Origin of the sequence: Pseudomonas gorinensis, from assembly GCF_042015035.1 — a bacterium.
In the GTDB taxonomy this organism is placed as follows: domain Bacteria; phylum Pseudomonadota; class Gammaproteobacteria; order Pseudomonadales; family Pseudomonadaceae; genus Aquipseudomonas; species Aquipseudomonas gorinensis.
In genome coordinates this window covers 3,899,971-3,913,117 of sequence record NZ_CP167125.1, presented here as the reverse complement: position 1 = coordinate 3,913,117, position 13,147 = coordinate 3,899,971, and the positions used below count along the sequence as shown (strand labels likewise).

Sequence of the window (13,147 nt, the reverse complement as noted above, 5' to 3'; positions counted from 1 at the left end):
GCAGGGTGACGCCGACGCTTCGAGGCCGAGACCGGCCACCCTTCCTGCATAAGGCTCCTTTCCCATGACCGAAAACCAGATGACAACGCGCTACGCAAGGCTGTCGATGAGCCTGCACTGGCTGATGCTCGCGCTGTTCGTTGGCGTGTACGCCTGTATCGAAATCAAAGGCCTGCTGCCCCGCGGGCATGCGCTCAAGGGCGTGTTCCTCGGTGGCCATGCGCTGTTCGGGATTGGCATATTCGTGCTGGTCTGGCTGCGTCTGCTGGGACGCCTGGCGCCACGCCCGGCGATTGTGCCGCGACCGCCCGCCTGGCAAACGGCTGCATCGCACCTGATGCACCTGGCGTTGTACGGCCTGATGATCATCACGCCACTGCTGGCCTGGCTGATGCTCAATGCCGCAGGCAAGCCGGTGCCGTATTTCGAGTTCGGCTTACCCTCGCTGGTCGCACCGGACCCGGACCTGGCCCGGCAGTTCAAGCACTGGCATGAGTGGCTGGGTAGCGCCGGCTATTGGTTGATCGGCCTGCACGCGGCGGCGGGGCTGTTCCACCATTACTGGGTGCGTGATAACACCCTGGTGCGCATGCTGCCGAAACGCTACAAAGGCTGAAATTGCGATTAAAGCGCTTGATGAAACGTTTCTTCTAGCGACAAACGGCGCACGCAAGCGCTTGCGTAAGTAAATGTATCTGATTAGAGTCGGTGGCAATCGGCTCTGATCCAAGGGGTCGATAGACAAAAATAATAAAACCAGGAGCTCAGTCATGAGCCTTGAACCCTTGCTTGAGATGCAGGGCATCAGCAAAACCTTCAACGGTTTGCGTGTGCTCAAGAATGTCGGCCTGAAGGTCTACCCCGGCGAAATCCACGCCTTGATGGGGGAGAACGGCGCCGGCAAATCGACCCTGATGAAAATCCTCTCCGGCGCCTACCAGGCCGATCCCGGCGGCGAAATCCGCATCGCCGGCCAGCGTGTCGCCACCTTCACGCCCGCCACCGCCAAAGCCCTCGGCATCGCCGTGATCTATCAGGAACTGAGCCTGTGCCCGAACCTGAGCGTGGCCGAGAATATCTACCTGGGCCGGGAACTGCGTCGTGGCTGGACCATCGACCGCCAGGGCATGCAGGCCGGTTGCGTCGAGGTGCTGCAACGCCTGGGCGCCGAGTTCACCCCGGCAACCCAGGTCAGCAGCCTGTCGATCGCCGAGCGCCAATTGGTGGAAATCGCCCGCGCCTTGCATGCCCACGCCAAGTTGCTGGTGATGGACGAGCCGACCACGCCGCTGTCGTCCCGCGAGACCGACCGCCTGTTCGCGCTGATCAAGCAACTGCGCAGCCAGGGCCTGGCGATCATCTATATCAGCCACCGTATGGCCGAGATCTATGAGCTGTCGGACCGCGTCTCGGTGCTGCGCGACGGCCAATACATCGGCGAATTGACCCGCGACGCGCTGTCGGCCGAGGTGTTGGTGAAAATGATGGTGGGCCGCGACCTCTCCGGTTTCTACAAAAAGGAACACGCGGCCTATAACCCCGGCAACGTGGTGATGCGCGTGCGTGACATGGCCGATGGCAAGCGCGTGCGCAATTGCAGTTTCGACCTGCATGCCGGTGAAGTGCTGGGCATTGCCGGTTTGGTCGGGGCAGGGCGCACCGAACTGGCGCGACTGATTTTCGCCGCCGACCCGCGCACCTCCGGCACCCTGGAAGTGGTGGGCGAGCGCGTGACCCAACTGCGCAACCCGGCCGATGCGATTCGGGCCGGCGTGGTCTACCTCACCGAAGACCGCAAGGCCCAGGGCCTGTTCCTCGACATGAGCGTGGCCGACAACATCAATGTCTGTGCCTGTGTGCCCGACGCCCATGCCGGTGGCGTACTCGATCGCCGGCATGCCGCGCAACGCTCGAATGACGCGATCAAGTCACTGTCGATCCGCGTGGCCTCGGGCAAGGTCAATGTGGGGGCGTTGTCCGGTGGCAACCAGCAAAAGGTCTTGCTGGCGCGGCTGCTGGAGGTCAAGCCGCATGTGCTGATCCTCGACGAACCGACGCGGGGCGTGGACATCGGCTCCAAGTCCGAGATCTACCGCATCATCAACCAACTGGCCCAGGCGGGCGTCGGCATCGTGGTGATCTCCAGCGAATTGCCGGAAATCATCGGCACCTGCGACCGTGTGCTGATCATGCGCGAAGGCCAGTTGGTGGCCGAAGTCGGCGGGGCTTCCGGCCACGTCATTTCCCAGGAACGTATTATTGACCTCGCCACTGGTGGCGATCAGGTGGTTGCCCATGGCTGATTCACACAACACGATGACCCTCCCGGCTGTCGGCAAGGCCGAACGCGTCCGAGGGCTGATGCGCACGGTCGGCATGCTGCCGGTGCTGATCCTGCTGCTGGTGGGCTTTGCCCTGGCCAGTGAAAACTTCCTGACGATGCAGAACCTGTCGATCATCACCCAGCAGGCGTCGGTCAATGTGGTGCTGGCAGCGGGCATGACCTTTGTGATCCTCACGGCGGGCATCGACCTGTCGGTGGGGGCGATCCTGGCGGCGTCGGCCGTGGTGGCGTTGCAGGCGTCGATGTCGCCGCAGTTCGGCATGTTCGGTATCGCCGCCGGTATCGGCTTTGGCCTGTTGCTGGGCCTGGTCAACGGCGGGCTGATTGCCTTCATGCGCCTGCCGCCGTTTATCGTCACCCTCGGGGCCTTGACCGCCATGCGCGGCCTGGCGCGCTTGCTCGCCGATGACAAGACGGTGTTCAACCCCGACCTGCCTTTTGCCTTTATCGGCAATGACTCGATCCTCGGCGTGCCGTGGCTGGTGGTGATCGCCGTGGCGGTGGTGGCCCTGTCGTGGTTCATCCTGCGTCGCACCGTGATGGGCGTGCAGATCTATTCGGTGGGCGGCAACCCCGAAGCGGCGCGGCTCTCCGGAATCAAGGTGTGGAAAGTGCTGCTGTTTGTCTATGCCATGTCCGGTGCGCTGGCCGGGCTCGGTGCGGTGATGAGCGCCTCGCGCCTGTTCGCCGCCAACGGCCTGCAACTGGGGCAATCCTATGAACTGGACGCGATTGCCGCCGTGATCCTCGGCGGCACCAGCTTTACCGGCGGGGTCGGCACCATCGGCGGCACGTTGATCGGCGCCCTGATCATTGCGGTACTCACCAATGGCCTGGTGCTGCTGGGGGTGTCGGATATCTGGCAGTACATCATCAAGGGCATCGTGATCATCGGCGCAGTGGCGCTGGATCGTTATCGCCAATCCGGTGCGCGCACCTGAATTCACTCATACAACAATCACAAGAGAGACCCGCATGAACCTTAAACATCTGTTCCCCGTCATGGCCTTGGCCGCCCTGATGTCCCAAGCCGTTGAAGCCCGTGAGCTCAAAGCCCTCGGCATCAGCATGGGCTCGCTCGGCAACCCGTATTTCGTGACCCTGGCCGACGGCGCAACCGCAAGGGCCAAGGCCCTGAACCCCGACGTCAAGGTGACCTCGGTGTCGGCCGACTATGACCTGAGCAAGCAGTTCTCGCAGATCGACAACTTCATCTCGTCCAAGGTCGACCTGATCCTGATCAACGCCGTCGACCCTTCTGCCATGGCCTCGGCGATCAAGAAAGCGCGCGACGCCGGTATTGTCGTGGTGGCCGTGGACGTGGACGCCAAGGGCGTGAATGCCACCGTGCAGACCGACAACGTCGAAGCCGGCAAGCTGGCCTGCCAGTTCCTGGTGGACAAGCTCAAGGGCAAGGGCAACGTGATTATCCAGAACGGCCCGCAAGTCACGGCGGTGACCGATCGCGTCAAAGGTTGCAAGGCCGCCCTGGCCGCGGCACCCGACATCAAGGTGCTGTCCGACGACCAGGACGGCAAGGGCTCGCGCGAAGGCGGCCTGAACGCCATGCAGGGTTACCTGACCCGCTTCCCGAGCATCGACGGCCTGTTCGCGATCAACGACCCGCAAGCCATCGGCAGCGACCTGGCGGCCAAGCAGCTCAAGCGCAGCGGCATCATCATTACGTCGGTGGACGGCGCGCCGGATATCGAACATGCGCTCAAGACCGACACACAGATCCAGGCATCCGCCAGCCAGGACCCGTGGGCCATGGCGCAGACAGCGGTGAACATCGGCAATGACCTGCTCAATGACAAGGCCCCGGCCGAAGCGGTGACCCTGCTCACGCCCAAACTGATCACCCGTGACAACGTCGGCACCTACAGCGGCTGGTCGAGCAAACATTGATTCATTGAGAGGAACGGCGCCGTGGTCACCATGGATGACGTCGCAAGCAGGGCGGGGGTGTCGACATCGACCGTGTCACATGTGTTGAACGGCACCCGCAAAGTCAGCCCGGCCACGGTGCAGGCGGTACAGCGCGCGATCCAGGAGTTGGGGTACATCCCCAACACCCTGGCACGCTCGCTGGCACGCTCGAGCACCAGCACGATCGGCGTGGCGATCTCGGCGCTGTCCAACCATTACTTCAGCGAGACGGTGCACGCGATTGAAACCGAGTGCGCTAAACACGGCTACATGATGCTGTTCGTCGACACCCATGATGACCCCGAGCAGGAGCTGCGGGTGGTCACGGCGCTGCATCACCGACGCGTCGACGGCATTGTGCTGGCGCCGTCGAACGGCTCGCTGGCCCTGGAGTACCTGAAGGCCAACGAGATACCGGCGGTGCTGGTGGATCGGATGATGAGCGAGCACTTTGACCAGGTCGGGGTCGAGAATACCCAACCCACTCAGGCGCTGATTGAGCACTTGATCGCCCATGGGCATCGCCGGATTGGGTTTATTGCCGGGCGTACGGGGTTCAGCACCACGGATGAACGGGTCGCCGGTTACCGCGCCGCCTTGCACGCGGCAGGGCTGGCGTTTGATCCGCAGCTGCTGGTCAATGGCGGTTCCAACAGCGAGCCGGCGCGCCAGGCCACCGTGCAGTTGCTGGGCCTGGCTGCGCCACCCACCGCGATCATGGCCGGCAATAACCTGATGACCCTCGGCGCGATGCACGCCTTGCGTGACGCGCAGCTCGAAGTGCCGAGACAAATGGCCCTGGTGGGCTTTGATGATTTTGACTGGGCGGACTTTTTCGTGCCGCGCCTGAGCCTGATCGCGCAGCCGGTCAAGGCCCTCGGCGCCCGAGCGGTCGACCTGTTGCTGCAACGTATGGCGTCGCCTGACGCACCCCTCCAGAGTGTGCGCCTGGCGCCGACCCTGCAGTTACGTAACTCCTGTGGCTGTCATTGATTGGAATAACACACGCATGAACCGTCCTGTTTCCCTCGGCATCGACCTGGGCACCTCGGAACTCAAAGCCATCCTGATGGACGCCAGTGGTGCGGTGCTGGCCCATGCCGGCGTGCGCTTGAACGTGTCGCGGCGGCACAGCGGCTGGTCTGAACAGGCGCCGGAAGACTGGTGGCAAGCCTGTTTGCAGGCGTTGGTGCAACTGCGCGGACACGAGGCGTTTACACGCGTGGCCTGTATCGGCCTGTCGGGGCAGATGCATGGCGCGGTGTTGCTGGGGGCGGACAACCGCGTGTTGTACCCGGCGATCCTGTGGGACGACTCCCGCGCCGTGGCCGAAGCCGCGCAACTCGGGAGCGGCTTTGCCGACGTCACCGGCAGCCTGCCGATGGCCGGGCTGACCGCGCCGAAACTGCTGTGGCTGCAACAGCATGAACCCGAGATGTTCCAGGCGATTGATTGCGTGCTGTCGCCCAAGGATTACCTGCGCCTGCGCCTGAGTGGCGAGCGCATCAGCGAGATGTCCGATGCGGCGGGTACGTTATGGCTGGATGTGGCACGACGGGAATGGTTTTCCCCGATGGTGCGGGCGACCGGCCTTACGCCTGAGCAACTGCCCAGGCTGGTGGAGGGGGGCGCGGCGAGCGTTTTGTTGACGGCCACGGGGCTGGGCTTATCAACTGACGTGGTGATTGCCGGGGGCGGTGGCGATAACCCTGTCGCAGCGGTCGGCATTGGCGCGATCAACGCCGGTGATGGCTTCATTACCCTGGGCACCAGCGCGGCGATTGTCGCCATCACCGACCATGCGGCCGGCAACCCGGCCAGCGCCGTGCATAGCTTCTGCCATGCGCTGCCTAATCGCTGGTACACCATGGGCGCGATGCTGGCTGGCGCCAGTTGCCTGCGCTGGGTGACGCGACTGACGGGGCATTCAGATGAACAAACACTATTGGACCAGGTGCAGGCGCAGTTGCCCATCGGGCAGCCGGTGCCTTTGGACACACCGTTGTTTTTGCCGTACCTCGCGGGTGAACGCACCCCCCATAACGATCCGCTGCTGCGTGGCGGCTTCATGAACCTGGGCCATGACTGCACCCCGGCGATGCTCGGCTACGCAGTGATGGAAGGGGTGGGTTTCGGCTTGCTGGACGCGTTGCACGCGGTGCAATCGACCGGCGCCGACGTGACCTCGTGCGCCTTGGTGGGCGGTGGTGCGCGCAGTGAGTATTGGGCGCAGTTGCTGGCCAATATCCTGCGGCGTGAAATCTACACCTTGCACGGCAGCGAATTGAGCGCTTGCGTGGGCGCGGCGAAGCTGGGATTCCTGGCGATAGGGCAAGGCGCCGCGCTGTTGGAAGCGGGCATGCCGGTAAAAACGCGGTACGCGCCTGACCTGACACAGCAGCCGATGCTGGAAGCCCGTTATCGCAAGTTCCAGGGGCTGCTGAACGCGGCAAAAGCCCTTCACGACTAATACGGCGCTTGTTGTGGCGAGGGGGCTTCCTGTGGCGAGCGGGCCTGTTGTGGCGAGCGGGCTTGCCCCGCGTTGGGCTGCGAAGCGGCCCCAAAACCTGGCGATTTAATGTACCTGGATAAACGCGGTGGCCTTATTGGGGCTGCTTCGCAGCCCAACGCGGGGCAAGCCCGCTCGCCACAACAAGCCCCATTGCCACAACAAGCCCGCTCGCCACACCAGTCCCGTTATTACAACGAGCGGGGTCATAACCAGGTTGCATCCCAAAGCGGATAATCGCCAATCCGCTCCACCAACCTTGCTCGCAGGGGGTTGGCGACGATATAGCGTGCCATTTTCCGAATATCATCTTCAGCCCGCACCGCCCGGTCGTGGTAGCCACGCTGCCAGAATTTCTCCCGACTGCCACGGGCTTTGTTGATGCTTAAGGTGCTGCGCGACTTGGTCTGGCGCATCACATCAGGCAACGTCGTACCGTTGAGGTCGAACAGCCAATGAAAGTGGTCCGGCATGATCACCCACGCCAGGGAATTGACCTGTCCTGAATCATGAACTCTCTTGAGTTCGGCGACTAATAACCGCCCCAGGTGAAAGTCGCGAAACAATGGGTGGCGGTGATGCACGACAGCGGTGACCAGATAGGCCCGGCCGGTTTCTGAATAGCGACCACGTCGCAATAGGTGAGAGTTTGGCTGACGAGGCAATCCGTTGCTCCTTCGCGTAGATAAGAAGCTTTCACGCTAGCAGCGGAGGCGAAATAGCTGACTTGAGTTGCGTATCCCTTTATTGCATTGCAACAGGCGGACACGACTTATTCTGGCAAGCGGGTCTGTTGTGAGTGGGCCGGGCCTGTTGTGGCGAGCGGGCTTGCCCCGCGTTGGGGCGCGAAGCGGCCCCAAAACCTGGCGATTTAATGTACCTGGATAAGCGCGGTGGCCTTATTGGGGCTGCTTCGCAGCCCAACGCGGGGCAAGCCCGCTCGCCACAGGAAGTCCGCTCGCCATAACAGACTCACTTGCCACAACAAGCCCGCTCGCCACAACAGGCCCGCTTGCCACAGCCCCCCCAGGTGCAGGAATCGGCTTGTTACGGTTCAGTCGTTGCCCAGCGGCGGCAGGCGCCGTTTCACCGGGGTTTTCTTGACGATGGCGGTATTGGTTTCCGCGTAGGCGTTGATCCGGTCCAGCAGGTTGTCGAGATGGTCCATGGTGCGCACATGCAAGCGGGCAATAAAACAATCTTCGCCCGTGACCTTATCGCATTCGGTGAATTCCGGGATCGCCTGGATCTGGCGCTCCACCTCCTGCAATTTGCCGGGCAGGGGGCGGATGCGCACGATGGCTTGCAGCAGGTAGCCAAAATGCCTGGGGTCGATATCGACCGTGTAGTGGGTCAGTACGCCACGCTCTTCGAGGCGACGCAGGCGTTCGCCGACGCTGGGCGACGACAGGCCGGTGATGCCCGCCAGGGCTTTGAGGGACAACCGCGAGTCATCCATCAAGGCGGCGATAAGTTGCTGGTCGATGGTGTCGATCATGGAGTTCGCCTAATAAGAAAAGGTAATTTCGGGTTTTTGCCTTTTTTAGTCGCTGGAGCCGATCACGAGCAGATTGCCATAATTGAGCCTCACTTGAGGAGCTTCAATCATGGATACATCCATCCGTCGCGGGTCGTGGGAAATGGTCGCCGCCATGCTGATCTCGGGGACCATCGGCTGGTTTGTGCTGGTGTCGGGCGTGTCGGTCATCGAAGTGGTGTTCTGGCGCTGTTTGATCGGCGGGCTGACGCTGCTGCTGGTGTGCGCGCTGCTGGGCTACCTGCGGCTGGACCTGCTCAGTTGGGCCAAGCTGGGCTTGGCGATGCTCAGTGGCGTGGCCATCGTCGGCAACTGGTTGCTGTTGTTCGAATCCTATTCCCGCGCATCGATCGCCATCAGCACGGCGGTGTACAACGTGCAGCCGTTCATGCTGGTGATGCTGGCGGCCGTGTTTCTAGGTGAAAAAATCACCGTGCAGAAACTGGCGTGGCTGAGCGTGGCGTTCCTGGGAATGCTGGCGATTGTCACCGCCCATGGCGACCAGCCAACCGGCGACGATTACCTGGCAGGCATCGCCTTGGCGCTGGGCGCGGCATTGCTGTACGCGATTGCCGCGCTGATCATCAAGCGTTTGAAGGACGTACCGCCGCATTTGATGGCGTTGATCCAGGTGACGACGGGCGCACTGCTGCTGGCGCCGCTGGTGCCTTGGCATAGCTTGCCGGTCACCACCAACGCCTGGGCGGCACTGGCGACGCTCGGCGTGGTGCACACCGGGTTGATGTATGTGTTGCTGTATGGCGCGATCCAGAAACTGCCCACCGCCATCACCGGCGCACTGTCGTTTATCTACCCGATTGCGGCGATCTTCGTCGATTGGATTGCCTTCGGGCATCGCCTGGGCTGGCTGCAATGGCTCGGGGTAGCGGCCATTCTGCTGGCAGCGGCGGGGTTGCAGCGGGGCTGGTGGTGGCCCCGCTCCCACAGGGTCAGTGTGTGCCCTGATAGATGAGGTTTTCCGGGTTGAAATGCTCCACCACGCTGCCCGGTTGCGGCAGTCCAAGGATGTGCCCCTTGATCTTGCCCACCACGTGCATCTCGCAGGGTTTGCAGTCGAACTTCAGGGTCAGCACTTCGTCGCCATGAATCAACTGCATCGGCGCAACCTTGGTCTTCACGCCCGTGACACCCTTGGCCTGTTTAGGGCACAGGTTGAACGAGAAACGCAGGCAGTGCTTGGTGATCATCACCGGCACTTCGCCGGTCTCTTCATGGGCTTCGAAGGCCGCGTCGATCAGCTTCACGCCGTGACGGTGGTAGAAGTCGCGAGCCTTCTGGTTGTACACGTTGGCCAGGAACGACAGGTGCGCTTCCGGGTACACCGGCGGCGGCGTGGCCTCGGCCTTGCGCCCGCCACGCGGGTGTGCGGCAACACGGGCGGCGGTCAGCGCTTCGATCACTTCGCGGCGCAATGCCTTGAGCTGCGAGTTGGGAATGAAGAACGCCTGGGGTGCATCCAGCTCGATACGGGTGGCGTGATACTCGGTGGTACCCAGTTGGCCAAGCAGGTCGCGCAGGGTATCCAGCGCCTGTTCCGGTTTGTTGGCCACGCCAAACGGGCCGGGCAGGGTGACGCTGGCACGGATGCCTTCTTCGCTGGTGGCGGTGACTTCCAGCTGTTCTTCGCGCAAACGTGCGACCCATGACAGGCCGATACGGCGTTCGGCCGAGGTCTTGAGCAACGCCTGCTGCCAGTTATGGTCCAGGTTGCGGTTCAACGGGTGGTTCGGGCGCAACTGATGCAGGCCGGCCGGCATTTCATTCGGCTCGACGCGGTAGCGGTAGCGCTTCTCGCCGTCTTCCTCGAATTCACCCTTGGGCTCGGCGATATTGGCGCGGAACCCGACCACCTCACGCTTGACCAGCACATTGAGGCCATCGCCGTTGGACAGCGGCTCGTGGGTGACCACTTGCAAGTCGCGCTTGCCGGCTTTTTCCACCACACCCACCGGCAGGCCGGTAAAGGTCGGGGTGTCGAAGGCGCCAATGTCGATCTTGCGGTCGCTGACAAAGTAGTCGGTGCTGCCACGGTGGAAGGTTTTTTCCGGGTCGGGCAGGAAGAAGTGTGCGGTACGGCCGCTGGACGCGCGGGCCAGGTCCGGACGGTCTTCGAGGATCTCGTCGAGACGCTGGCGGTAATAGGCCGTGATGTTCTTCACGTAGCCCATGTCCTTGTAGCGGCCTTCGATCTTGAACGAACGCACACCGGCTTCCACCAAGGCGCGCAGGTTGGCGCTCTGGTTGTTGTCTTTCATCGACAGCAGATGCTTTTCAAAGGCCACGACGCGGCCCTGGTCGTCTTTCAAGGTGTATGGCAGGCGGCAGGCCTGGGAGCAGTCGCCACGGTTGGCACTGCGGCCATTCTGCGCGTGGGAAATATTGCACTGCCCGGAGAACGCCACGCACAGCGCGCCGTGGATAAAGAACTCGATGGCGGCATCGGTTTCATCGGCGATGGCGCGGATTTCCTGCAGGTTCAGCTCACGGGCCAGGACCAGCTGCGAGAAACCCGCCTGGTCAAGAAACCTGGCGCGCCCGAGGGTACGGATATCGGTCTGGGTACTGGCGTGCAGTTCGATGGGCGGAATATCCAGCTCCATCACGCCCAGGTCTTGCACGATCAACGCATCGACGCCGGCGTCGTAGAGCTGATGGATCAGCTTGCGCGCGGGTTCCAGTTCGTTGTCATGCAGGATGGTGTTGAGGGTGGTGAACACACGGGCGTGGTAGCGCCGGGCGAATTCGACCAAGTGAGCGATATCGCTCACGTCGTTACAGGCATTGTGGCGGGCGCCGAAGCTGGGCCCGCCGATGTAGATGGCGTCGGCGCCATGCAGGATGGCCTCGCGTGCGATGGCGACATCGCGGGCAGGGCTGAGCAATTCCAGGTGATGCTTGGGCAAGGACATAGTTTTTTTAGTCAGGCTTGTCACGGTCGAGGCGGGCATTGTAGCTGCGAAACGCCTGACCGGCATCTACCACAGGGCTGTCAGGCTTTGGCAGCCATCGCCGTGACTTCCACGCGCATCCCTTCAACCGCCAGTGCAGCCACCCCAACCGCCGCGCGCACGGGCCATGGCTTGGCGAAAAAGCGCTTGTAGACCTCATTGAATGCACCGCGATCGGCCATGTCCGTGAGGTAGATGGTCAGGTGCATGACTCGGTCCATGGAACTGCCGGCCTTTTCCAGGGCGACTTTCAACGCTTGCAGGGTGCATTCGCTTTGCAGGGTGATATCCCCCAGTTCCAGGCTGCCGTCGGCGCGGGTCGGGATCTGGGTGGAGACCAGGATGCCGTTGAAGCCGACGACATCTGAGGAAATCGAGTCGGCATCCGGATCGGGGGTGTAGGACAGGTCGTGGTTAGCCATGGGCGCCTCTTGTTGGCAGTGACAGAAAGGCGCCATGGTCCCCGAAAATAATCCCAGGGGCAAACCGCCGGCTTATACCCAGCGGCGGAACAGCACGCTGGCATTCACGCCACCAAAGCCGAAGCCGTTGGACAGCGCGTATTCAATCGCCATTGGCCGCGCATCTGCGCGCACCATGTCCAACCCGGCGGCCAGTTCATCCGGGTTTTCCAGGTTGAGGGTCACCGGGGCTACCTGATCGCGCAGGGCAAGCACGGTGAAGATGGCCTCGATGCCGCCCGCAGCCCCCAGCAAGTGGCCGGTGGCGGACTTGGTCGAGCTGATTGCCAGGCGGCCACCGTCACCGAACACGGTCCTGATGGCTGCCAATTCGCCTTTATCGCCCACCGGCGTCGAGGTGGCGTGGGCATTCAGGTACTGCACCTCGGACGCCTCGATGCCCGCCTGACGCAGCGCCTGGGTCATCGCCCGGCGCGCGCCGTCACCGTCTTCCGGGCCAGCCGTCATGTGGTACGCATCGGCACTGGTGCCGTAGCCCACCAGTTCGGCAATCGGCTGGGCACCGCGTGCAAGGGCGTGTTCCAGCTCTTCGATCACCAGGAGGCCGGCGCCTTCGCCCATGACAAAGCCGTCGCGTGCCTGATCGAACGGGCGCGAGGCGCGCTCGGGGGCGTCGTTGAAGTCGCTGGACAAGGCCCGTGCCGCCGCAAAGCCGGCCAGGCTGACCCGGTGGATCGCCGCTTCGGCTCCCCCGCACACTGCCACGTCCACTTCGCCCGCACGGATCATCCGCGCGGCGTCGCCAATGGCCTGCACACCCGCCGCACAGGCAGTGACCGGTGCGCCCAACGGGCCTTTCAAGCCATAGTTGATCGACACATGCCCGGCGGCCATGTTGCTCAGGAACGATGGGATGGTGAACGGCGACAAGCGTCGCGGCCCCTTGCTGTCGGTGGTACGTACCGCCTCCGCGATGGCCGGAAAGCCGCCGACGCCCGAGGCGATGATGGTTGCGGTGCGTTCCTGCTCCTGCACGGTCTTCGGTGCCCAGCCGGCCTGCTTCAACGCTTCATCGGCGGCCGCCAGTGCGAACAGGATAAAACGATCCATCTTGCGCTGCTCTTTTGCAGCCAACAGGCGATCAGGATCGAACCCGGCTTCGGGGTCCTGCAACACACTCTGCACTTGGCCGCCGATGCTGATGGCCAGGTCGCCGATCAGGTCTTCAGGCAGGCGACGAATGCCCGACTGCCCGTTCAACAGGCGTTTCCAGGTTGACTCCACGTCAGCGCCCAACGGTGTCAGCGCACCCATGCCTGTCACAACGATACGTTTACTCATGATCAATCGACTCCGGTTGCATTGAGGGTTAAGACCCTATGGACGTCACTATCATGATGAAAGTAACATGGCGTCACACAACTTTGCACCGGCCCC

General features: G+C 62.7%; 12 protein-coding genes. 7 read left to right on the top strand and 5 right to left on the bottom strand.

What is annotated here, in order from left to right:
• The first annotated feature begins 64 nt into the window (after positions 1-64).
• From AB7933_RS17845 to xylB, 6 genes are all read left to right on the top strand, one after another.
• A complete protein-coding gene (locus AB7933_RS17845) occupies positions 65-616 on the top strand; it encodes a cytochrome b (RefSeq protein WP_024075546.1) in 552 nt (183 codons plus the stop codon).
• A 154-nt stretch (positions 617-770) separates the two neighbouring features.
• A complete protein-coding gene (locus tag AB7933_RS17840; RefSeq protein ID WP_024075545.1) occupies positions 771-2,303 on the top strand; it encodes a sugar ABC transporter ATP-binding protein in 1,533 nt (510 codons plus the stop codon).
• A gap of 13 nt (positions 2,304-2,316) precedes the next feature.
• The gene (locus AB7933_RS17835) at positions 2,317-3,285 is read left to right on the top strand and encodes an ABC transporter permease subunit (protein WP_093235470.1); all 969 of its coding nucleotides are present in this window, start codon (positions 2,317-2,319) and stop codon (positions 3,283-3,285) included.
• A 34-nt stretch (positions 3,286-3,319) separates the two neighbouring features.
• Positions 3,320-4,252 carry an ABC transporter substrate-binding protein gene (locus AB7933_RS17830; protein WP_024075543.1) on the top strand — a complete coding sequence of 311 codons (933 nt, stop codon included), beginning with the start codon at positions 3,320-3,322 and terminating at the stop codon, positions 4,250-4,252.
• 21 nt (positions 4,253-4,273) lie between these two features.
• Positions 4,274-5,266: a LacI family DNA-binding transcriptional regulator gene (locus tag AB7933_RS17825; RefSeq protein ID WP_024075542.1), complete on the top strand. Its 993-nt coding sequence runs from the start codon at positions 4,274-4,276 to the stop codon at positions 5,264-5,266.
• 16 nt (positions 5,267-5,282) lie between these two features.
• Positions 5,283-6,743, top strand: a complete 1,461-nt coding sequence (xylB, locus tag AB7933_RS17820; RefSeq protein ID WP_024075541.1) for a xylulokinase — start codon at positions 5,283-5,285, stop codon at positions 6,741-6,743.
• Between the two features lie 245 nt (positions 6,744-6,988).
• Here the strand turns inward: xylB and AB7933_RS17815 are convergent, their stop codons facing one another.
• Positions 6,989-7,447, bottom strand: coding sequence for an REP-associated tyrosine transposase (locus tag AB7933_RS17815; protein WP_024075540.1), 459 nt, complete (start codon positions 7,445-7,447; stop codon positions 6,989-6,991).
• A gap of 389 nt (positions 7,448-7,836) precedes the next feature.
• Complete coding sequence (locus AB7933_RS17810; RefSeq protein ID WP_024075539.1) at positions 7,837-8,280, bottom strand: Lrp/AsnC family transcriptional regulator; 444 nt, start codon at positions 8,278-8,280, stop codon at positions 7,837-7,839.
• A 109-nt stretch (positions 8,281-8,389) separates the two neighbouring features.
• On the opposite strand from AB7933_RS17810, the gene AB7933_RS17805 reads away from it, so the two are divergent.
• Positions 8,390-9,292, top strand: coding sequence for a DMT family transporter (locus AB7933_RS17805; RefSeq protein WP_024075538.1), 903 nt, complete (start codon positions 8,390-8,392; stop codon positions 9,290-9,292).
• Here AB7933_RS17805 and AB7933_RS17800 read toward each other — a convergent pair.
• The 3 genes from AB7933_RS17800 to fabF form a co-directional block, all read right to left on the bottom strand.
• Entirely contained in the window at positions 9,270-11,249 is a 1,980-nt protein-coding gene (locus AB7933_RS17800; RefSeq protein WP_024075537.1) for a peptidase U32 family protein, read from the bottom strand. The two genes, AB7933_RS17805 and AB7933_RS17800, sit on opposite strands and share 23 nt — an antisense overlap.
• A gap of 80 nt (positions 11,250-11,329) precedes the next feature.
• Complete coding sequence (locus tag AB7933_RS17795) at positions 11,330-11,710, bottom strand: RidA family protein (protein ID WP_024075536.1); 381 nt, start codon at positions 11,708-11,710, stop codon at positions 11,330-11,332.
• Between the two features lie 72 nt (positions 11,711-11,782).
• A complete protein-coding gene (gene fabF, locus AB7933_RS17790) occupies positions 11,783-13,051 on the bottom strand; it encodes a beta-ketoacyl-ACP synthase II (RefSeq protein ID WP_024075535.1) in 1,269 nt (422 codons plus the stop codon).
• Positions 13,052-13,147: the final 96 nt, after the last annotated feature.